The organism is Thalassococcus sp. BH17M4-6 (genome assembly GCF_049323015.1).
Classification (GTDB): Bacteria; Pseudomonadota; Alphaproteobacteria; order Rhodobacterales; family Rhodobacteraceae; genus Puniceibacterium.
Genome location: NZ_JBMPGU010000022.1, coordinates 16,263 through 37,054, shown reverse-complemented (window position 1 = coordinate 37,054; position 20,792 = coordinate 16,263). Strand labels below are relative to the sequence as shown.

Genomic DNA, 20,792 nt, shown 5'->3' with positions numbered 1-20,792 from the left:
TGCTGCAAAGGGGCCCCGGATGACCGATGTGATCGACAAGACCGCCATTCGCCACGCCGCGACCGTCATCGTGCTGCGCGACCGGCTGACCCGGCCGCGCATTCTGATGGGGCAGCGCGGCGCGGGCGCGGCCTTCATGCCCAACAAGTTCGTCTTTCCCGGCGGTGCGGTCGATCCGGCCGATGCGGATGTGCCGCTGGCCGAACCGTTGCCCGCGCTCTGCGCCGCCCGTCTGACCGAAGACGCAGACGCCGCGCTGGCCCCGGCGATTGCCGTCGCCGCCATCCGCGAGTTGTGGGAGGAAACAGGTCAGATCCTTGGCGTGCCCGGGGTCTGGGGCGGCGAGGTTCCGGAAGACTGGCAGAGCTTTGCCGCCACCGGCCACCTGCCGTCTGCCACGGCGTTGCAGTTCGTTTTTCGCGCCATCACCCCGCCGGGGCGGCCGCGCCGGTTCGATGCGCGGTTCTTTCTGGTCGATGCGGGTGCGCTGGTCAGCGATCCGGACGACTTTGCCGCGGCCAGCGATGAGCTGTCGCATCTGCAATGGGTCGACCTGGCCGAGGTGCGCCGTTTCGACATGCCCTTTATCACCGAGGTGGTGCTGGCCGAGATCGCGGCGCGCGCCGAAGATCCCGCGCCGCCGCAATCGGTGCCGTTCTTTCGCAACGATGACGAGGAAAGCCTGTTCCTGCGGCTGCACGGGCGGGTCCTGACGGACTAGGATGATTGCGGGTGTCGCCCGCGTATGGTATTCCGTCGGTGTGCCCTGCAGGGGGCCGCCTGATCCGCGGAAAGCGTGGCTACGCACCTGTGACGACGAAACGACCTTAATCGGTTTTTTCTGTGCCCGACTGGCAAAGCGGATCCCGGGCGTGAACAGGAGGAACCTGCCATGGCCCGACCGAAGGCCCCGTCCTTTGACCATTTGCGCCGCGATGCGAAAACCCTCAGGCGTCTTTACGATGCGCGCGACCCCGGCGCGCTGACGCGGCTGAGGATGTATCCGCCGCGCGCGGACCCTGGCCATCTGAAACACGCGGATTTCCTGCATGTCATCGCCCGCGAACAGGGGTTCGAAAGCTGGCCAAAGCTGAAGCTGGCTGTCGAGACCGTGGGCATGGACCGCGCGGCCAAACAGCAGCGGTTGAAGATCGCGCTGTATCAGGGGCAGGGCTGGGTGGTGGAGCATCTGCTGAGCGAAACGCCGGACCTGGCCGACGGGCTTTTTGGTCTGGCCTGTGCGCTCTACGACATCGACGCCGTCGAGGCCGCGCTGGCGCGCGACCCGTCGCTGGCGGTGCAGGCGTTCGGACCGCGCCGCCCGATCCTGCATCTGGCGTTTTCGCGCTGGATCAAGCAGCGGCCCGAGCTTGCGCCGCAGATGATCGCGGTGGCCGAAGCGTTGCTGGCCGCAGGGGCCGACGTGAACGACGGCTATCCGGTGAGCCCCGGGAGCGATCATCTGCTGTCGGCGCTTTATGGCGCCATCGGGCACGCGGACAACATGGTTCTGGGCCGCTGGCTGCTGGAGCATGGGGCTGATCCCAACGACGGCGAGGCGCTGTATCACGCCACCGAACTTGGGCATCACGAGGGGCTGAAATTGCTGCTGGCCCACGGGGCCGATCCGCATGGCACCAACGCGCTGCTCAGGGCGATGGATTTCGACGACGTGGCGGCGGTGCGGCTGCTGCTGACGCACGGGGCCAAGGCCGACGATTACAACGATGCGGAGGTCGGAGGCGAGCAGCCCTGGGTCGTGCCGGCACTGCACCAGGCCGCGCGGCGCGGTTCGGGACCCGAAATGGTGAAGCTGCTGCTGGAGAACGACGCCGATCCGGGGCGGGTCTGGAAGGGGGCCACGGCCTATGGCTTTGCCCGCGTCTTTGGCCATGCGATGCTGGCGCGCGAGATCGAGGCGCGCGGCGGCGCGGTGCCGTTGAGCCGCGAGGAAACGCTTCTGGCACGCGCGGCCGACGGGGAAGAGAGCCCGGGCGCGTTCATCGACCCCGAACGGCTGCCGCCTGCCTACCGCGACATCATCCGTGACATCGTGCACCTGCCGGACCGGCTGGGGCAGGTGCAGCGGCTGGTGGCGCTGGGGGTGGAGTACGACCGGCCCGATGGCACCGGGGTGACCCCGGTGCAGGCGGCGGGCTGGTGCGGTCTGCCCGGGATGATGGCCTATCTGATGGGCCAGCGGCCCGACCTCGCGCATGTCAACGACTATGGCGGCACGCTGCTGGGCACGATCCTGCACGGGTCGGAAAACAACCCCGACCGGGCGGAGGGCGATTACCGCACCTGCCTGGAACTGGCGCTCGAGGCCGGGGTGGCCCTGCCGCGTCGTGCGATCGAGATGGCGGGGCGTGAGGATCTGGCGGCGTTCCTGGCCGATTGGGCAGAGGCGCATCCCGGTCAGGTGGTCTGAACAGGAGCGTCGCGGAACCTGCCGCTTGGAAAGGGAGTTTTTGCTTAAACCCGGCGGCTGGTCGTGTATCATCGCCGGGTCGGGATGCATGCGGGGGGAGTGGTCATGCGATTGAGAGGGGTGCGCCGCAGCCGCAATGTGGAGGACCGTCGCCGGTCCGGCGGTGGGGCCAAGGCGGGCATCGGCGGGGTCGGCCTGCTGGTTGTTCTGGCCATTGGCTATTTCGCTGGGATCGACGTGACGCCGCTCTTGCAGCAGGTGCCACAGCAAAGCACGGCGCCCCGCGAACTGACCGACGCGGAACAGCGCGCAGCGGAATTTTCGACCCGGGTGCTGGCCACCACCGAAGATGTCTGGGATGTCGTCTTTCCCGAGCAGCTGGGAGTGGAATACGCCGCACCCACGCTGGTTCTGTATTCCGGGGTGACGCAGTCGCCCTGTGGCGGTGCCAGCGGCGCGACGGGGCCGTTCTACTGCCCGGCGGATGGCAAGGCCTACCTCGACACCGATTTCTTCGCCACACTCAGCCGCGAGCTGGGGGCGAAGGGCGATTTCGCCGCCGCCTATGTGATCGCGCATGAGGTCGCGCATCACGTGCAGAATGAACTGGGCCTGCTGGGCCAGGTGAACGAGGCACGGCGCAGCGCCAGCCAGGCCGAGGCCAACGCACTGACCGTGCGGCTGGAGCTGCAGGCGGACTGCCTGTCGGGGGTCTGGGCGCAAAAGGTCGGCAATCTGCTGGAACCGGGGGATCTGGACGAGGCGCTCAACGCGGCGCGGCGGATCGGCGACGACTATCTGCAAAAGCGCGCGGGACGGGTGCCGCAGCCGCACACCTTTACGCACGGCACGTCTGACCAGCGGGAACGCTGGTTCGCGCGAGGTTACAAAAGCGGACGCATCGCCGACTGCGACACCTTCGGCGCGCAAAGGCTTTAGGGCCGTGACGGTGTTTCACGCCTTGCCCGTGGGGGGCGGCATCCTGGCCATCGCGCCGCTGCCGGGGGCGGAGGGAGATTATGCGGGCGATCTGGAGCATATTCGCGGCTGGGCCCCGGCAATGGTGCTGTCGCTGACCACGCTCGTGGAGATGGTCGCGACCGAGGCGCAGGACCTGGGTGCGCATCTGCAGGACCAGGGCACCCGCTGGGTGCATCTGCCGCTGGAGGATTTCGGCGCCCCCGATGCGGCCTTTCAGGAACGCTGGGAGGTGGTCCGCGTCCCGGCGCTGCGGGCGCTGGCAGGCGGTGGGCGGCTGCTGGTGCATTGCCGGGGCGGCTGCGGGCGGTCGGGCATGGTGGCGCTGCGCCTGATGATCGAGGCGGGCGAGGCGCCGGACGAGGCGCTGGCGCGGCTGCGGGGCGTGCGGCCCTGTGCGGTGGAGACCGAGGCGCAGATGAGCTGGGCGATGGCGGCCCCGCGCGAGGCGGCGGTGTTCGTGCGGTCTTCGGGGTAGGGGGCTGGGGGCAACTCATCCGCCCTGCGGGCGTCTTCGTGAAGGTTTGTGCTGAACTTGTCTGAGGCGGGACTCCGCAGACCTTCTGCGAAGGTCAGCTCTGTCCCGCTCGGTGCATTTGAGGGGCAAATGCACCGGAGGTGAGAGGCTGGACAACGACCCAAGCGGGGCTCGTTACGGCTGCTTCCTTCCGGACCTGACCGGGTTGGCGAGGCGCCTGCCCGCGCCAACCTCTCGACCCGGTACATAGTCGCCCGCGCGGCTTATCGCAAGGGGGTCAGCGGCCCAGCAGCCCGGCCCAGCGGGCCCCGTCCATCAGCGTCTCTGCCACGTGATGGGCAAACCGTCCCTCGGTCGGCAGGATGTCGGGGACCTGCACCACGCAGGCGCCGGCGGTATGCGCGGATTCGGCCCCCGGTTCGCTGTCCTCGAAGACCAGGCAGGCCGTGGGCGCGTGGCCCAGCCGGTCGGCGGCCAGCAGGTAGGGATCGGGCGCGGGTTTGGCCCGCTGCACCGAATCGCGGGTCACGACGATGGGAAAATACCGGTCGAGGCCGCTGATCTGCAGCTTTTCCGTCGCGCTTTGGTCATGCGAGGAGGTGGCGAGGGCCAGCGGCACGCCCAGATCGCTGAGATGCGCCAGCAGGTCCGCCGCGCCCGGTTTCAGCGGCACGCCGTCACGTTGGCGCAGGCGGCTGGTGGTGGCGGACCATTCGGTGTTCAGCCGGTCGGTGTCGATATCGCCGAATTCCGCCGCGATGATCTGCGCCCCGGCGTCGTAATCCTTGCCCACCAGCCGGTGCAGGAAATCCTCTTCGATCTCGATCCCCAGGGTTTCGAAGGCCAGAACGCCCGCGCGCATGGCCGCCGCTTCGGTGTCGAGCAGGGTGCCGTCGAGGTCGAAGATCACGGCGGTGAAGGTGGGAGGCGCTGTCTGTGTCATGCCGCGCATAAAGCACGCCGCCGCGCGGCTGTCGAGGTGCCGCCCCCCGGGCCGACCGTCAGAGCAGGATACGGAAGATGGTAAAGCCGTCGTCGTTCATCCCGACCTCTTCCAGCGTCAGGCTTTCCACGCCATCGGCATAGGCCTGCGCCGCCGGTCCGGTTTCGAAAAGCACCGAGGTGTCCGGCATCGGCGCGAAGGACCAGTTGGCGTCGGCGGCGGGGTCGACGGTGCCCTGCTCGACGATGTAGCGCACGATCACGTCGCGGTTGGTGTCGGGTGCCTCGAACACGATGGTGTCGCCCATGGCGCCCGGGAAGGACCCGCCGCCGCTGGCGCGGTAGTTGTTCGTGGCGACGATGAATTCGGCCGCGGGATCAATCGGTTCGCCTTGGTACCTGAGGTCGGTGATGCGGCTGGCGCCTGGGTTGAGCGATCCGCCCTTGGGGTCGTATTTCGACGGCTGCGACAGGTCGATCCGGTAGGTGACCCCGTCCATGACATCGAAATTGTAGCTTGGGAACGCCGGATCCAGCAGCGGCTGGTCGCTGGTGCCCGGGGTGATCTGGTTGAAGATCCCGGCCGAGCGTTCGAGCCAGTCCTTGACCTGCGCGCCGGTGACCTTCACCGCGCGCACGGTGTTGGGGTAAAGATAGAGGTCGGCCACGTTCTTGACCGCAATCGATCCCGCGGGCACGTCGGTGTAGTACTCGGGCCCGCCACGGCCCCCGGCCTTGAACGGCGCGGCGGCGGACAGGATCGGCAGGCCCTCGTATTCGGTGCCCTGCATCATCTGGCGGATATACCAGGTCTGCGCGACCGAGACGATCTGCACAGACGGATCGTCCGCCACCAGGGCAAAGTAGGAATGCAGCGGCGCCGTGGTCTTGCCCACCGGGCGGCGCACATAGTCCAGCGTCGCCTCGTGATCGGCCTTGACCGCGGCCAGGACCGCCGGGTCGTCCTCGACCAGCGCGGTGACAGAGCGGTCTTCGTTGCGGCGGCTGATCGGGCGTGCCTCGGACGTGGTGGTGACGACGCGCCATTCGGACCCGTCGCGTTCCAGAAGCAGGTCGATCACCCCCAGATGGCTGCCCCAGAAGCCGCCCATGGTCGCGGGCTTGCCGTGGATCGTGCCCTTGGCGGTATCGACCGCGGCGTAGCCTTCGTAGGTGGGCGACGGGAAGACCAGGTGCGAATGGCCGGTCATCACCGCATCGATCCCGTCGAGCGCCGCCAGCGGCACCGACGCGTTTTCCAGCCCCTCTGCGTCCTGCGCCTGGCCGATGCCGGAATGCGAAAGCGCGATGATGATGTCGGCACCGGCCTCTTTCATTTCCGGCAGATAGGCGCGGGCGGTGGCGGTGATGTCGCGGGCGGTCACGTTGCCTTCAAGATGCTGGCGGTCCCAGTTCATCACCTGCGGCGGGGTAAAGCCGATGATCCCCACCTTGATCGGGTGGCTGTCGCCTGCGCCGTCGGTCAGCATGCGGTCGAGGATCACGTAGGGCTTGAACAGCGTGGTGTCGTCGCGCGGGCCCGCGCCCGCCTGCGTCGCGATGTTCGACAGCACGATCGGAAAGGCGGCGCCCGCGGTGGATTTCATCAGGAACTCCAGCCCGTAGTTGAATTCATGGTTGCCAATGGTCGCGGCGTCAAAACCAACGGTGTTCATCGCGGCGATGATCGGGTGCATGTCGCCGTCCTGCATCCCGCGTTCATAGGCGATGTAGTCGCCCATCGGGTTGCCCTGCAGGAAATCGCCATTGTCCAGCAGCAGCGCGTTCGTGGCCTCGGCGCGGATGTCGGCGATGATCGACGCGGTGCGCGACAGCCCGACGGTGTCGACGGGTTTGTCGGCGTAGTAGTCATAGGGATAGACATGCACATGCAGGTCCGTCGTTTCCATGATCCGCAGATGGGCCTGACCAGTGCTGGCCCGGGCGGAGAAGGGATGCAAAGCAATCAAGGTGGTGCCTGCGGCTGTGCCGGCCAGAAAGGTTCGGCGAGAGATTGTGGTAGGGCGTTCGATGGGCATCGGGACTCTCCTCTGGTGCGATTCAAGTCTAATCGGAAAATGTGACGCCGGAACATTGGTGATAGAAAAAGATCGCGAATACAATCCCAAGTTGCGTTTCGCGGTGTGAATTCGGCGCAAATACCCTGCGGCAAAAAGGCGCCGCGGCGAAACGGTTTGCCCGCTCCCGCCCGCCGTGGCATGTGGAACAAAACGGGGGGCGGGATGCGACAGGCGGAAACGGTGACATTCGGCGGATCGGGTCTGGACCGCGCGGCAGAGCTGCGCGGCGACATTCCGGCCCTGGCCGCCGCAATGCAGGACAGGGCGGCGCGGACCGTGGTGCTGTGGCGCGGCAAGCCGCTGGTGGCCGGAGAGGACCCGCTGTCGCTTGTGCGGTTGCCGCTGGACCACCCGGTGCTGGCCGAGGCGCGCGGCGCGCCGGTGCTGCTGGGCCGCGAAGAGGGGGCAGCCCGCTTTGCGCATGACATCTCAGGCTGGGAGCCGGAGGGGCTGGACGCGAGCCAGCTGGGCGGCTTTGTCGATGCCAGCGAACAGGTGCACCCGGCGCTTGCGCCCGGCCAGCGCTTTGCCGAGCTGCGGCGGATCATGACCGCGCTGAGCCCGCGCGACGCCGAACTGGCCGCGACCGCCAAGGCGATCCACGGCTGGCATGCGGGGCACGGGTTCTGCAGCCGCTGCGGCAGCCCCAGCGACGTGGCGCAGGCCGGGTGGCAGCGGATCTGCCCGAAATGCGGCGGGCATCATTTTCCGCGCACCGATCCGGTGGTGATCATGCTGATCACACACGGCAATTCGGTGCTGCTGGGCCGCAGCCCAGGCTGGCCCGACGGCATGTATTCCTGCCTTGCGGGCTTTGTCGAACCCGGAGAGACGATCGAGGCCGCGGTGCGGCGCGAGGTCTTCGAGGAGGCGGGCGTGCGGGTCGGGGCGGTGCGCTATCTGGCCAGCCAGCCCTGGGCCTTTCCGGCGTCGCTGATGATCGGCTGTGTGGGCGAGGCGACGGGGCGCGATATCACCATCGATCCGGTCGAGATCGAGGATGCCCGCTGGGTCAGCCGCGAGGACATCGCCGAGGCCTTTGCCGGGCGGCATCCCGACATCCTGCCCGCGCGAAAGGGGGCCATCGCGCAGTTCCTGTTGCGCAACTGGCTGGCGGATCAGCTGGACTGATCCGCGGCGCAGGGCCCGACCCGCGCGGGCAAGGGCGGGATTTTTCAGACTGTTGCCGTCCAATGCCTTGCGATTTTCCGCCGAAACGGCAACACTTTGGCCACAACCAGAAGACGCGCAAAGCGCATGCGGCATCGGGGCAGGGCAGATGGAGTTCACCACCAAGGAAGATATCGAGGCGCCGGTCGACAGGGTGTTCGCGGCGCTGAGCGATTTCGACGCGATCGAACGGTCGGTCCTGCGGCGCGGGGTCGATGTGCGGCGGATCGATCAGTTGCAGGGCCCCTGCGAGGGCATGCACTGGAAAGCCGCGTTCCGGTTCCGCGGCAAGATGCGCGATGCCGATGTGACGCTGACCCGCTATGACCCGCCAAACAGCATGGAATTCAATACCCTGTCCGGCGGGCTCGAGACGAGGACGGTGGTGGATTGCGTAGCGCTGTCGCGCAGCCGCACGCGGGTGAGCCTTGTCGCCACCCTGCAGCCCAAGACCCTGTCGGCGCGGCTGCTGGTGCAGTCGCTGAAACTGGCCAAGGGCAACCTCAACAAGAAATTCCGGGTGCGGGCGGCCGATTACGCCAAGGACCTCGAGGATCGTCTGAAACACGGATGATGTGATCCCGCGTCGATTGCAGCGGGCGGCGGGCGCGCTATGCTTTGCCGCAACGCGCGCTAGGGGCCGCAACTTCTGCCGCCCGCGCTGCGTGACTGCGACAGCAGGCACAGCGCTTGTGCGACATCACATGAACGCGCCGCGCGCGGCGCAAGCAGCGGAGGGACCGATGCGGTTCTTGAAATCACTACTCCTTGCGGCGGCGCTGACGACGGGCGTTCCGGCCACGGCCCATGAATTCTGGATCTCGCCTCTGATCTACCAGGTGCCGTCGGATGCGATGCTGCTGGCCGACATCCGTGTGGGCGAGATGATGGAAGGCTCGCCCTATTCCTATGTGCCGCCGAATTTCGAACGCTTCGAGATCCGCATGGCCGGTGAGAGCTTTGACGTCGACGGCCGGGCGGGCGACCGGCCCGCGCTGAAGATGCGGGCGCCGATGGCCGAGGGTCTGGCCGTGGTGGTGCACGAGACCCGGGACTATTCGCTGACCTACCGTGACTGGGCGAAGTTCACCCAGTTCACCGAGCACAAGGATTTCCGATGGGCCCTGGACCGGCACCGCGAACGCGGCCTGCCGGAGCAGGATTTCAAGGAGCGCTACAGCCGCTACGGCAAGAGCCTGATCGGGGTCGGCTTTGCCGAAGGGTCGGACACCGAGGTCGGTCTGCTGATCGAGATCGTGGCGGGGGCGAACCCGTATACCGACGACCTGTCGGACGGTTTTCCGGTCACGGTGCTTTTCGAAGGTGCGCCGCGCGCCGATGAACAGGTGGAACTGTTCGAAAAGGCCCCCGACGGCAGCGTCACCTCGACCCTGCACCGGACCGATGCCAAGGGCCGGGTCACCCTGCCGGTCAAGGCGGGGCACGAATACCTGGTCGATTCCGTTCTGATGCGCGAGCTGGACCCGGTGGACGAGGGCGACCCGGTCTGGGAGTCGCTCTGGGCTTCGCTCACCTTCAAAGTGCCGGGCTGATGTCGGACCTTGTCGCGGCGCTGCGCGAAACCCTGGGCGCGGGGGCGGTTCTGACCGGTGGCGACGCCGCGCCCTGGTCGCGCGACTGGACCGGTCAGTATCGCTGGACGCCGCTTTGCGTGGTGCGCCCGCGGTCGACGCAAGAGGTGTCGGGGGTGCTGCGGCTGGCGCATGACCGGGGCCTGCCGGTGGTGCCGGTGTCGGGCAACACCGGGCTTTCGGGCGGCACGGCGGGCGAGGGCGCGATCATGCTGTCGCTGGACCGGATGAACGCGATCCGCGACATCCGGCCCGAGGCGCGCTTGGCGGTGGTCGAGGCGGGGGTGATCCTGTCGCAGTTGCACGAGGCGGTGGCCGGGCACGGGCTGAGCTTTCCGCTGACCTTCGGCGCGCGCGGGTCCTGCATGGTTGGCGGCTTCCTCAGTACCAATGCTGGCGGGTCCAATGTGCTGCGATACGGCAACACCCGCGATCTGGTGCTGGGGGTCGAGGTGGTGCTGGCCGACGGTCGGGTGATGAACCTGATGTCCGAGCTGCACAAGGACAATTCCGGGCTGAACCTGCGGCATCTGGTGATCGGTGCCGAAGGCCAGCTAGGGGTGATCACCGGCGCGGTGCTCAAGCTGGTGCCCGCGCCCCGGGCCTATGCCACGGCGATGGTGGCGGTGCGGGATCTGGGCGATGCGCTGACCCTGCTGAACCGGTTGCAGGAGGCGACGGGCGGTGCGGTCGAGGCGTTCGAATACATGGCGCACCCCTATCTGCGGGCGCTGAAAGAGCGCTTTCCCGAAACCCGCCCGGTCTTTGACCGTGAACACGCCGTGACCTTGCTGGTCGAGGTGGGGGCGACAGCACCCCGCGACGTCACCCCCGGCCCGGACGGGCAGGTGCCGCTGGCGGGCTACCTGGAAGAGGTTCTTGCATCGATGCTCGACGAAGGCGCGGTGCTGGATGCGGTGGTCGCCGCCTCCGAGGCGCAGCGGACCGAGATGTGGCAGCGCCGGGAACGCGCGGGCGAGGTTTCGGTGGTGCGTCTGCCGATGATCAACAACGACGTGGCGCTGCCTCTCGACAAGGTCGCGACGTTTCTGGAGCGGGCCGATGCGCGGGTGGCTGCGCTCGACCCAGGGGCGCAGCCGATCGTGGTGGCGCATCTGGGCGACGGCAACGTACATTACGTGATCTGGCCCGAAAGCGACGCGCCTGGGCTGCGCGACGCGGTCATGGAGGCGGTCGAGGACGAGGTGCTGGCGCTGGGCGGGTCGTTCTCGGCCGAGCATGGCATCGGTCTGGCCAAGCGCCCCAGCATGGCGCGGCGCAAGGACCCGGTGGCGGTGGAGGCGATGCGCGCGATCAAGGCGGCGCTGGATCCGAAGGGGATCCTGAACCCGGGCAAGGTCCTGCCGGACTAGAGCCTATCGCTCCTCGAGCCCTTGCGGGCTTTCCTCGCGTCGGATCAGACCTTGGGCGCGCCGGTGTGCCAGTCGAAAAAGCCGGGACCGGCGCGGGTCAGAAGCTCTTGCGCGAGGTCACTGCCCATCGAGGCGCCGTCGCTGATCGGCCCGCTGCGGTGCCCGGAATGCGCGGCGGACCCGTCCGGGCGCAGCACCTCGCCGCGCAGGTGCAGGGTATCACCGTCGAGTTCCGCGAGACCGGCAATCGGGGTTTCGCAGGAGCCGTCGAGCGTGGCCAGAAACGCGCGTTCTGCGGCCAGCCGTTGGCCGGTGGGGCGGTCGTGGATCGCCGCCAGCATCTGCGCCGTGCGCCCGTCGTTCAGACGCCGTTCGATGCCGATGGCGCCTTGCGCGACGGCGGGCAGCATCTCGGTCGTGTCGATGGCGGTTTTCGGAACGTCGTCCATCTTCATCCGGTTGAGGCCAGCCATGGCGAGGAAAGTGCAGCTTGCCACGCCATCGTCGAGCTTTTTCAGCCGGGTCTGCATGTTGCCGCGGAATTCGACCACCTGCAGGTCGGGCCGCCGGTGCAGAAGCTGCGCGCGTCGGCGCAGGCTCGACGTGCCGACCACGGCGCCGCTGGCCAGTTCCGCGATGCCTGAATGGGTGGGCGAGATGAAGGCGTCGCGCACATCTTCGCGCGGCAGGTAGGTGTCGAGCGTCAGCCCGTCGGGCTGCAGCACCGGCATGTCCTTCATCGAATGCACCGCGATGTCGATGCCGCCCGACAGCAGCTGCTCTTCGATCTCGCGGGTAAACAGCCCCTTGCCGCCGATTTCCTTGAGCGGCCGGTCGATGATCCGATCGCCCGTCGTCTTGATCACGACAATGGTGAACGCCTCGTGCGGCAGGTTAAAGGCCTGGGCCAGCCGGTCGCGGGTTTCGTTGGCCTGGGCCAGAGCGAGCGGGGAGCCGCGGGTGCCGATCTTGAGCGGCGCGTCGGGAGAGGGCAAATCAGGTGTCATGGCCCCTGCTTAGCGGTGTCCTTCAAGCCTGACAACCATGGTCGTGGCTTGACATATCGGCGCTGGCATCGGACCCATGTGTCAACCAAAGAGGACAGTTCCGAATGACCAAGACGATCCTGCGCGCGCTGGCGGGCGAAACCCTTCCGACCCCGCCGATCTGGATGATGCGGCAGGCCGGTCGCTATCTGCCGGAATACAAGGCCACGCGGGCCGAAGCGGGCGATTTCCTGTCGCTGTGCTACAACCCCGAACTGGCCGCAGAGGTGACGTTGCAGCCGATCCGCCGCTACGGATTCGATGCGGCGATCCTCTTTGCCGATATCCTGCTGTTGCCGCAGGCGCTGGGGGCGGATCTGTGGTTCGTGACCGGCGAGGGGCCGCGGCTGTCGACGATCACGACCGAAGAGGATTTCACCAAGCTCAAGCCGGTGCATGCCATCGACGACACGCTGTCGCCGGTCTATGAGACGATCCGCATCCTGCGCCGCGAACTGCCGCCCGAGACGACGCTGATCGGGTTCGCCGGGGCGCCCTGGACGGTGGCCACCTACATGATCGCAGGTCAGGGGACGCCGGATCAGGGGCCGGCGCACGCGCTCAAGACCGAGAACCGCGCGCTGTTCGAGCAGTTGCTGGGCAAGATCACCGAAGGTACGATCGATTACCTGTCGCGCCAGATCGAGGCCGGGGCGGAGGTCGTGAAGATCTTCGACAGCTGGGCCGGATCGCTCAAGGGGGATGATTTCGAGCGCTATGCGAAAGAGCCCGCGCGGATCATCACCCAGGCGCTGAAGGACCGGCACCCGGGCATTCCGGTCATCGCCTTTCCGCGTCAGGCGGGCGACAATTACATCGGGTTTCACGCCGCCACCGGGGCCGATTGCGTGGCCATCGACGATAGCGTCAGCCCCGAGTGGGCGGCGGAGCATGTGCAAACGGACGGCTGCGTGCAGGGCAATCTGGCCTCGTCCCACATGGTTACGGGCGGGGATGCGCTGGTGAGCGAGACAAAGCGCGTGGTCGAGGCGTTCTCGAACGGGCCGCATATCTTCAACCTGGGCCATGGGATCACGCCGGATGCGGACCCCGAGAACGTGCAGCTGATGATCGACACGATCCGGGGTACGTGACTTAGCGGCGGAACGGCCGGGCCCGGCGGCCCGGCAGAGGGCGGCCCTTCTGCTGTTCGCGCAGGAACACGAAAAGCCCCGCGCCCACGATGAGCGCGCAGCCCAGCCAGACCGTGGGGGCGGGCCACTCGCCGAAAATTGCCCAGCCCCAGAAGATCGCCAGCGGCAGGCCGATGTATTCGAAGGGGGCGATGGTCGCGGCGTCGGCCATGCGGTAGGCGGCCGACAGGCAATAGCCGATGCCGCCCGCGGCCAGGCCGATGGCGGCGAAGACCGGCCAATCGGCGCGCGGCGGCACGATCCAGGCGCGCAGCAGGAAATGCAGGCTTTCGTTCTGCGGTCCGGGCGACAGGCGGCCATCCCCCGCGATCAGATAAAAGCCGACGGACACCAGCAGGAACGTGCCCTGGATATAGATCGCCAGCGCCGAGGCGCGGGTACTGACCCCCAGCCGCCGCGTCAGCACCTGCATGAGCGCATAAAGCAGCGCGGCGGCCACCGGCAGCAGCAGGACAAACCGCGACGCCCCGACGGCGGTTTCGGCCCAGGGGCGCTGCATCACGGCGACGCCGGCAAAGCCCACGATCACCGCACCCAGGCGCAGCGGCCCGACCTTTTCGCCCAGCATCGGGATCGCCAGCAGCGTGATGAAAAGCGGCGCCACGAAGAAAAGCGCCGTGGCCTGCGCCAGCGGCAGCACCGCGACGGCGGCGTAGAAGGTCATATTGGCCCCCACCACCAGCAGCCCGCGCAGCAGGTGCAGGAACGGTGTCGAGGTCCGCAGGAGCTTGATCCCGCCTTCGTACTGCAGAAGTGCTAGGGAAAAGATTAGCCCGACGGCGGAGCGGACGAAGACGATCTGGTGTAGCGGATAGCCGCCCGACAAGAGCTTGATCAGCATGTCGTTGACGGAAATCGCGGCAACGCCTGCACAGATCAGCAGGATTCCAAGGGCGGGTCGGTCGGTGGATGTCATGGCCGCAGGGTTATCCCGCGCACAGGGCCTGTGCCATCCCGAAAACGACATTGCCGTTGCCATCTGAACGGGGCCGTTTAGATTGCCGCCAAATCCGAGGGAGGGGTGTGCCATGTCGGCGATGGTCGAGATTGACGATATCCGCAAGATCTATGACGGCGGATTCGAGGCTTTGGGCGGCGTCACGCTCGATATCGAGGAGGGCGAGATTCTGGCCCTGCTTGGCCCCAACGGTGCCGGCAAGACGACGCTGATTTCGATCATCTGCGGCATCACCCTGCCGACCGGCGGGCATATCCGCGTGGGCGGGCATGACGTGGTGTCGGACTACCGCGCGGCGCGCACGCTGATCGGTCTGGTGCCGCAGGAGGTCAACCTCGAACCCTTTGAAAAGGTCATCAACACGGTGAAGTTTTCCCGTGGGCTTTTCGGCAAGGGTGCGGATGACAGCTATATCGAAGAGCTGCTGCGGCGGCTGTCGCTTTGGGACAAGCGCAACGCCGCCATTCGCGAACTGTCGGGCGGTATGAAGCGGCGGGTGCTCATTGCCAAGGCGCTGAGCCACCAGCCGCGCGTGCTGTTTCTGGACGAACCGACCGCGGGCGTGGACGTGGAGCTGCGCCGCGACATGTGGGAGATCGTCGCCGGGCTCAAGGCTGATGGCGTCACGATCATCCTGACCACTCATTACATTGAGGAGGCCGAGGCGATTGCCGACCGTGTCGGGGTGATCAACAAGGGCCAGCTTTTGCTGGTCGAACCCAAGGACGAGCTGATGGAGCGTATGGGCCAGAAGCGCCTGCGCATCGATCTGCAGGAGCCGGTGAGCGAGATCCCGGCGTCGCTGAAAGGCTATGATCTGGCGCTGGCCGACGAAGGCCGCGCGCTGATGTATGTCTACGACACCCGCGCCGACCGCACCGGCATCGCCACCCTGATCAAGGAGATGAGCGCCGCCGGGCTGGTGCTGCGCGACATCCAGACCAGTCAGAATTCGCTTGAGGACATCTTTGTCGGGCTGGTCCACGAACAGGAGGGCGCGGCATGAACTGGCAGGCGGTCAAGTCGATCTACCTTTTTGAAATGGCGCGGTTCTTCCGTACGCTGGCGCAAAGCTTCGTGTCGCCGGTCATTTCGACCTCGCTCTACTTCGTTGTCTTCGGCGCGGCCATCGGCAGCCGCATCGACCAGGTCGACGGGATCAGCTATGGCGCGTTCATCGTGCCGGGGCTGATCATGCTTAGCGTCATCACCCAGGCGATTTCCAACGCGTCCTTCGGCATCTATTTCCCCAAGTTCATCGGCACGATCTACGAGCTTTTGTCGGCCCCCGTCAGCTTTCTCGAGATCGTGGCGGGCTATGTAGGGGCCGCGGCGACCAAGGCGTTGTTCATCGGGTTGGTCATCCTGGGCACCGCGGCGCTGTTCGTCGATCTGACGATCCAGCACCCGCTGGCGATGGTGGCGTTCCTGCTGCTCACGTGCCTCAGCTTTTCGCTGATGGGGTTCATCATCGGCATCTGGGCCAGCAATTTCGAACAGCTGCAGCTTGTGCCGCTCTTGGTGGTGACGCCGCTGGTATTCCTCGGGGGATCGTTCTATTCGATTTCTATGCTGCCGCCGGTCTGGCAGACGATCACGCTGTTCAATCCGGTGGTCTACCTGATTTCGGGCTTCCGCTGGGCGTTCTTCGGCATGGCGGATGTGCCCATCGGGCTGAGCCTTCTGGCCATCTTCGGGTTCACCCTGCTGTGCCTCGGGGTGATCTGGTGGATCTTCAAGACCGGCTGGCGCATCCGGAACTGAGCCGCGCGTATCTCAGGCAGGACGAACCCCGGGGGGATAGGCGATGAAGGGCACGGTCAAACTGGCGGATGCGCGTGAACTGCCCCTCTGGCGGCGGCCGGTGATGCTGTTGTTCCTCATGGCCATCGCGATGCCGCTGTCCTTTGCCACGTGGTCGGCGCTCTTGAACAACTTCGTCATCGAGGTCGCGGATTTCGACGGCTCCGACATCGGGTGGTTGCACACGGTGCGCGAGATTCCGGGTTTTCTGGCGGTGGGCGTCATTGCGATCATCATTTTCGTGCACGAACAGACGCTGGCGCTGGTGTCGCTGACGCTGCTTGGCGTGGCAACGGCGCTGACGGCGCAGTTCCCGGAACTGGGCGGTATCCTGACGATCACCATGCTCAGTTCCATCGGGTTTCACTATTACGAAACGGTCAACCAGTCGCTGCAGCTTCAATGGCTGCCCAAGGACCGCGCACCGCAAATGCTGGGGCTGCTGCTGGCGGCGGCGTCGGGGGCGACGCTGGTGGCCTATGTGGCCATCGTGATGACTTGGGAAGCCTTCGATCTGAGCTACAACTTCGTCTACATGACCAGCGGCGGGCTGACGCTCGCCATCGTGGCCTGGTGCGTCTTTGCCTTTCCCCGGTTCGAGGCGCCAAATCCACAGGTCAAGCGGATGGTGCTGCGGCGGCGCTACTGGCTCTATTACGCGCTGCAGTTCATGTCGGGGGCGCGGCGGCAGATCTTCGTGGTCTTTGCCGGCTTCATGATGGTCGAACGCTTCGGGTTCGAGGTGCACGAGGTCACGGCGCTTTATCTCATCAACCTGGTGGCCAACATGATCTTTGCGCCGCTCATGGGCCGCGCGGTATTCCGGTTCGGCGAACGCAACACGCTGGTCTTCGAATATGTCGGGCTGATCGCCGTTTTCCTGGCATACGGCGGCATCTACTGGTTCGGCTGGGGCGTGGTGATCGCGGCAGGGCTTTACGTGCTCGATCATCTGTTTTTCGCGCTGGCGCTGGCGCTCAAGACCTATTTCCAGAAGATCGCCGATCCCGGTGACATCGCGCCGACCGCCGCGGTGGCCTTTACGATCAACCACATCGCGGCGGTGTTTCTGCCCGCGCTTCTGGGTTATTTGTGGCTGATCTCGCCGCTGGCGGTCTTCGTGATGGCCGCGGGGATGGCGGGCGTTTCGCTGATCCTTGCCCTGATGATTCCGCGGCACCCCGAGCCGGGCAACGAGACGGTGTTTTCCGCCCTGCTGCCCGCCCCGGCCGAGTAGGCCTACCAGAAGCCCACCAGGATCGCGGCCATCGACACGGCCAGCAGCGCCGCCCAGACCTTGACGTTCTTCCAGATCGGCGCGTCGTCCGACAGCGCATCGGTCGCCATGTCCGGGGTCCAGACCACATCGGCCAGCTGGTCGTCGGGGCGCGGGGTGCCCGCACGGCTGACGATGAAGAAGATGCCGCAGCTGATCGCCGTCATAAGGCCCACGTTGGTGGTGTAATGCAGCGGCCAGTAGCCCATCTGCGTCGCCACGAAAAACGCGACGCTTACCGCATGTCCGCAACACAGCGTCAGGAATGCGGCGTCGCCGGTGCCCTTTTTCCACAGCGCGCCCAACAGGAAGATCGCCACCACCGGCGGCACGAGGATCGAGAAGGCCTGCTGCAGATAGGCCCACAGCCCGCCCATGTCGTCGATGAACGGTGCCCAGAGGATAGCGATGCCCATCAGCACCAGCGTGGTGATGCGTCCGATGCGGCGCTGCTCGCTGGGGCTTTTGTTCTCGACATCGAGAAAGTCATGGCTGATCAGCGTGGATGAGGAATTGAGCGTGGAGTCGACGCTGGACATGATCGCCGCGACCAGACCGGCCAGCACCAGCCCGGTCAGGCCCGAGGGCAACAGGGTGCTGGTGATGGTCGGGAACACCTGGTCCGGGTTGTCGAGGTCGGGGATGACCGCCAGCGCCATGGCGCCCGGAAGCACCATGATGAACATCGGGATGATCTTGAGGAAACCGCCAAGGACCGCGCCGCGCTGCGCCTCGCGCAGATCGCGGGCCCCCAGCACGCGCTGCACGATGTACTGGTTCGTGACCCAGTACCAGAAACCCAGAAGCGGGACGCCGAAGATCAGCCCCGGCCACGGCAGGATGTCGTCGCTGCGCGGTTGGATCAGCGACAAGTGGTTGGGATCGGGCACGGCGTCCTTGACCGCCTGCCAGGAAAACCCAAGGTCGGAAAACAGGATCCAGGTCATCGTCGCGGTGCCGAAGATCAGCACCACCGCCTGCAGCACGTCGGTGTAGACCACCGCCTTGAGCCCGCCGGAGGCGGTGTAGATCCCGGCGAACAGTCCGATCGCGACGCAGGTCTGCCAGATCGGGATGTCGGGAAAGAAGGTCCGCACCACCACCGCCCCGGCATAGAGCCCGCCCGCGGTATCGACGATCACCGTGAGCACGATGGTGACCCCCGAGAAATAAAGCCGGGCGCGCCGGTCGAAGCGCCGTTCAAGCCATTCGGGGATGGTGGTCACGCGGGATTTGAAGAACAGTGGTGCAAAGATGAAAGCCAGCAGGATCAGCGGGATACCGGACATCCATTCATAAGCTGAGGTGGCGATGCCGGTGGAATAGGCGGCCCCCGTCAGGCCGATGAGCGTGGTGGACGAGATGTTCGAGGCGAAGAGCGAAAAGCCGATGATCCCCCAGGTCAGAGATCGTCCGGCAAGGAACAGGTCGTCGCCGCTTTTTGTGCTGCGGGTGACCCAGATGCCGATCAGGATCACGATGACGAAATAGCCGATCAGAACCCCGATATCGAGCGATGTGATTGCGTTGGCAACGGCTCCCTGCGTGCCCTGTTCCATGTCAGAACCTCTGATTGTGGATGTCGGGAAAACCGCCACTGCGAAAGATTGTTCCGAAATTGCTGGAGTTCGCGCAATTTAGGGTTGCGCGGTCAGTGTTGGATCTGCTGCGTGAAGCGTCGCGCGGAAGGCCGGCCAAAGCGTTGCCGCGGGCGCGGCTTGCGCGGGCGGGGCGGGCGTGCCAAAGAGCCGCCTGACCCAGCATCGAGGCCCGCCATGACAACCTATACCGCCCTCACCACCCTGTCCGGCAAGGACCAGGCCGAAGCCCTGGGCGAGGCGATGGAGACGCTTTGGCCCGAACCCACCGGCGTCGGCGTCTTCGAGATGGAGGACGGGTCGGGCCTGTGGGAAGTGGGCGGCTATTTCGAAGAGCAGCCCGACGATACCGAGCTGGCGCTGCTGGCGGCGGGGTTCGGGGCGAAACCCTTTGTCATCTCCGAAGTGCCGGACACCGACTGGGTGGCAAAGGTGCGGCGCGAACTGGTGCCGGTCGAGGCGGGCCGCTTCTTCGTCTACGGCAGCCACGACGCGGACAAGGTGCCCGAAGGGTCAGAGCCGCTGCTGATCGAGGCGGCGATGGCCTTTGGCACCGGGCATCACGGCACCACGCTGGGTTGCCTGAGGGCGCTGGACGCGCTGGCGGGCGACGGTTTCGAAGGCCAGGCGGTGGCCGACATCGGCTGCGGCACCGCGGTGCTGGCCATGGGGGCGGCCCGGATCTGGCCCGGCACCGTGCTGGCCAGCGACATCGACGAGGTCGCGGTGGACGTCGCGCGGGCAAATGTGGCAGCCAACGGGCTGGAAGGCCGGGTGAAATGTGTCGAAGCTGCCGGATTCGATCAGCCCGATCTGACCGCTGCGGCGCCTTTCGATCTGGTGTTCGCCAATATCCTCAAGGCGCCGCTGGTCGAGCTTGCACCGGCGATGGCGGCGCATCTTCAGCCCGGCGGGCATGCGATTCTGTCGGGTATCCTGAACGAACAGGCCGACGAGGTGATCGCGGTATACACGCAGAACGGGATAAACCTGACGCTACGGCAAGAAATTGGCGAATGGACCACGCTGACGTTGACGCGCGGATAGAACAATCGGGGCAGATTGAAACGAATTCGCCTTATTTGCCCTAATTCTGCCGCATTCGAAGGCTAATTTTGGCATCGACGGTGGGGGCCGTGTAACGAGAGACCGGCCATGGACGACGCATTGCGGAAATTCGAAGAGCGGCACCGCGCCGTAACCAAACGGCATCGCCAGCTGGCGCGCGGATACGTGACGAAACTCGGTCGCAATGGTGTCATCGAACACCGCCCGCGCCGGCAGACTCCGAAACTGTCGCTGCCGATGGTCCTGATGCTGGGTTCCGGGTTTCTGGCCTTCAAGAGCTTTCTGTTCGTGTCGCTCGGGGCCGAGGCCTATGGCGTGCGGGTCGATACGCTGGCCAATGGCACCGTGGTCGAACGGGTGGGGGGCTGGCTGATGCAGGCCGACCCCGCAACGCAATGGATTTCCGCAAACCTGGTGCCGCTTCTGGGCTGAGGCCCACAACCGGGAATGACCGTGTCGCAGGCACAGAAAAAGCCGTGGGCCAGAAGGGCACACGGCTTTTCTGTTTCCGGGCGGGCGGCACCTGGCGCCATGGGGCGCCGGACGGCAACGCCGGTCAGTGGCGGCGGGCGATGCCGTCGATCATGCCGCGCGACAGGCCGATATCGTCAAGTTCGCGATCCGAAAGCTTTTCAAGGCTCTTGCGGGTAACGCGAGTGTCGTTCCATTCGGCGATCATGCTGATCGTGTCTGCGATGACCTTGCCGATGTGACCAAAGGCTTCGGCCGTGGCGAAGGTGGTGCGGTTGGTGTCGAGGAGAGCCATGTCCGTGCTCCTTGTGTAGAGGGTGAATCGATCATCGTGTCGAGCGGCATCTAGCGACGCCCAAACCCCCGCACAAGC

The 20,792-nt window shown here is 66.1% G+C and carries 20 protein-coding genes and 1 other RNA gene; 14 read left to right on the top strand and 7 right to left on the bottom strand.

Annotated features, from left to right (window positions below; all coding sequences use genetic code 11):
• The first annotated feature begins 19 nt into the window (after positions 1-19).
• From ACOXXX_RS20465 to ACOXXX_RS20450, 4 genes are all read left to right on the top strand, one after another.
• Positions 20-721: an NUDIX hydrolase gene (locus ACOXXX_RS20465; protein ID WP_422828484.1), complete on the top strand. Its 702-nt coding sequence runs from the start codon at positions 20-22 to the stop codon at positions 719-721.
• Positions 722-892: 171 nt separating this feature from the next.
• Positions 893-2,431, top strand: coding sequence for an ankyrin repeat domain-containing protein (locus ACOXXX_RS20460; protein ID WP_422828483.1), 1,539 nt, complete (start codon positions 893-895; stop codon positions 2,429-2,431).
• Between the two features lie 105 nt (positions 2,432-2,536).
• The gene (gene ypfJ, locus ACOXXX_RS20455; RefSeq protein ID WP_422828482.1) at positions 2,537-3,370 is read left to right on the top strand and encodes a KPN_02809 family neutral zinc metallopeptidase; all 834 of its coding nucleotides are present in this window, start codon (positions 2,537-2,539) and stop codon (positions 3,368-3,370) included.
• A 4-nt stretch (positions 3,371-3,374) separates the two neighbouring features.
• Positions 3,375-3,887: a protein-tyrosine phosphatase family protein gene (locus tag ACOXXX_RS20450; protein WP_422828481.1), complete on the top strand. Its 513-nt coding sequence runs from the start codon at positions 3,375-3,377 to the stop codon at positions 3,885-3,887.
• A 139-nt stretch (positions 3,888-4,026) separates the two neighbouring features.
• On the opposite strand, the gene ffs is transcribed toward ACOXXX_RS20450, so the two are convergent.
• The 3 genes from ffs to ACOXXX_RS20435 all read right to left on the bottom strand — a co-directional run bounded on the left by ffs (position 4,027) and on the right by ACOXXX_RS20435 (position 6,868).
• Positions 4,027-4,123, bottom strand: an RNA gene (gene ffs, locus ACOXXX_RS20445) — signal recognition particle sRNA small type.
• A gap of 41 nt (positions 4,124-4,164) precedes the next feature.
• Positions 4,165-4,830 carry an HAD family hydrolase gene (locus ACOXXX_RS20440; protein ID WP_422828480.1) on the bottom strand — a complete coding sequence of 222 codons (666 nt, stop codon included), beginning with the start codon at positions 4,828-4,830 and terminating at the stop codon, positions 4,165-4,167.
• A gap of 58 nt (positions 4,831-4,888) precedes the next feature.
• Positions 4,889-6,868: a bifunctional 2',3'-cyclic-nucleotide 2'-phosphodiesterase/3'-nucleotidase gene (locus ACOXXX_RS20435; RefSeq protein ID WP_422828479.1), complete on the bottom strand. Its 1,980-nt coding sequence runs from the start codon at positions 6,866-6,868 to the stop codon at positions 4,889-4,891.
• Positions 6,869-7,072: 204 nt separating this feature from the next.
• On the opposite strand from ACOXXX_RS20435, the gene nudC reads away from it, so the two are divergent.
• From nudC to ACOXXX_RS20415, 4 genes are all read left to right on the top strand, one after another.
• Positions 7,073-8,041, top strand: coding sequence for an NAD(+) diphosphatase (gene nudC / locus ACOXXX_RS20430; protein WP_422828478.1), 969 nt, complete (start codon positions 7,073-7,075; stop codon positions 8,039-8,041).
• A 148-nt stretch (positions 8,042-8,189) separates the two neighbouring features.
• Positions 8,190-8,654 (top strand): SRPBCC family protein, encoded by a 465-nt coding sequence (locus ACOXXX_RS20425; protein WP_422828477.1) that lies wholly within the window; start codon positions 8,190-8,192, stop codon positions 8,652-8,654.
• A 169-nt stretch (positions 8,655-8,823) separates the two neighbouring features.
• Positions 8,824-9,633 (top strand): DUF4198 domain-containing protein, encoded by an 810-nt coding sequence (locus tag ACOXXX_RS20420; protein ID WP_422828476.1) that lies wholly within the window; start codon positions 8,824-8,826, stop codon positions 9,631-9,633.
• Positions 9,633-11,045 carry an FAD-binding oxidoreductase gene (locus ACOXXX_RS20415; RefSeq protein ID WP_422828475.1) on the top strand — a complete coding sequence of 471 codons (1,413 nt, stop codon included), beginning with the start codon at positions 9,633-9,635 and terminating at the stop codon, positions 11,043-11,045. Before ACOXXX_RS20420 ends, ACOXXX_RS20415 begins: the two co-directional genes overlap by 1 nt.
• Positions 11,046-11,089: 44 nt before the next feature.
• Here ACOXXX_RS20415 and hemC read toward each other — a convergent pair whose 3' ends face one another.
• Entirely contained in the window at positions 11,090-12,052 is a 963-nt protein-coding gene (hemC, locus tag ACOXXX_RS20410; RefSeq protein WP_422828474.1) for a hydroxymethylbilane synthase, read from the bottom strand.
• 104 nt (positions 12,053-12,156) lie between these two features.
• On the opposite strand from hemC, the gene hemE reads away from it, so the two are divergent.
• Positions 12,157-13,185, top strand: coding sequence for a uroporphyrinogen decarboxylase (gene hemE, locus ACOXXX_RS20405; protein ID WP_422828473.1), 1,029 nt, complete (start codon positions 12,157-12,159; stop codon positions 13,183-13,185).
• Between the two features lies 1 nt (position 13,186).
• Here hemE and ACOXXX_RS20400 read toward each other — a convergent pair whose 3' ends face one another.
• The gene (locus ACOXXX_RS20400; RefSeq protein ID WP_422828472.1) at positions 13,187-14,161 is read right to left on the bottom strand and encodes a DMT family transporter; all 975 of its coding nucleotides are present in this window, start codon (positions 14,159-14,161) and stop codon (positions 13,187-13,189) included.
• Positions 14,162-14,273: 112 nt separating this feature from the next.
• On the opposite strand from ACOXXX_RS20400, the gene ACOXXX_RS20395 reads away from it, so the two are divergent.
• Genes ACOXXX_RS20395 through ACOXXX_RS20385 form a run of 3 tightly spaced genes read left to right on the top strand, consistent with a single transcriptional unit; the run spans position 14,274 to position 17,243 of the window.
• A complete protein-coding gene (locus ACOXXX_RS20395) occupies positions 14,274-15,209 on the top strand; it encodes an ABC transporter ATP-binding protein (RefSeq protein WP_422828471.1) in 936 nt (311 codons plus the stop codon).
• Positions 15,206-15,967, top strand: a complete 762-nt coding sequence (locus ACOXXX_RS20390) for an ABC transporter permease (protein ID WP_422828470.1) — start codon at positions 15,206-15,208, stop codon at positions 15,965-15,967. Before ACOXXX_RS20395 ends, ACOXXX_RS20390 begins: the two co-directional genes overlap by 4 nt.
• A gap of 43 nt (positions 15,968-16,010) precedes the next feature.
• Positions 16,011-17,243 carry an MFS transporter gene (locus ACOXXX_RS20385; RefSeq protein ID WP_422828469.1) on the top strand — a complete coding sequence of 411 codons (1,233 nt, stop codon included), beginning with the start codon at positions 16,011-16,013 and terminating at the stop codon, positions 17,241-17,243.
• A gap of 2 nt (positions 17,244-17,245) precedes the next feature.
• Here ACOXXX_RS20385 and ACOXXX_RS20380 read toward each other — a convergent pair whose 3' ends face one another.
• The gene (locus ACOXXX_RS20380; protein WP_422828468.1) at positions 17,246-18,841 is read right to left on the bottom strand and encodes a sodium:solute symporter; all 1,596 of its coding nucleotides are present in this window, start codon (positions 18,839-18,841) and stop codon (positions 17,246-17,248) included.
• A 216-nt stretch (positions 18,842-19,057) separates the two neighbouring features.
• On the opposite strand from ACOXXX_RS20380, the gene ACOXXX_RS20375 reads away from it, so the two are divergent.
• Together ACOXXX_RS20375 and ACOXXX_RS20370 are read left to right on the top strand one after the other, a co-directional pair.
• Complete coding sequence (locus ACOXXX_RS20375) at positions 19,058-19,927, top strand: 50S ribosomal protein L11 methyltransferase (RefSeq protein WP_422828467.1); 870 nt, start codon at positions 19,058-19,060, stop codon at positions 19,925-19,927.
• A gap of 108 nt (positions 19,928-20,035) precedes the next feature.
• A complete protein-coding gene (locus tag ACOXXX_RS20370) occupies positions 20,036-20,380 on the top strand; it encodes a hypothetical protein (protein WP_422828466.1) in 345 nt (114 codons plus the stop codon).
• 124 nt (positions 20,381-20,504) lie between these two features.
• Here ACOXXX_RS20370 and ACOXXX_RS20365 read toward each other — a convergent pair whose 3' ends face one another.
• A complete protein-coding gene (locus ACOXXX_RS20365) occupies positions 20,505-20,714 on the bottom strand; it encodes a DUF1127 domain-containing protein (protein WP_422828465.1) in 210 nt (69 codons plus the stop codon).
• Between the last annotated feature and the right edge of the window lie 78 nt (positions 20,715-20,792).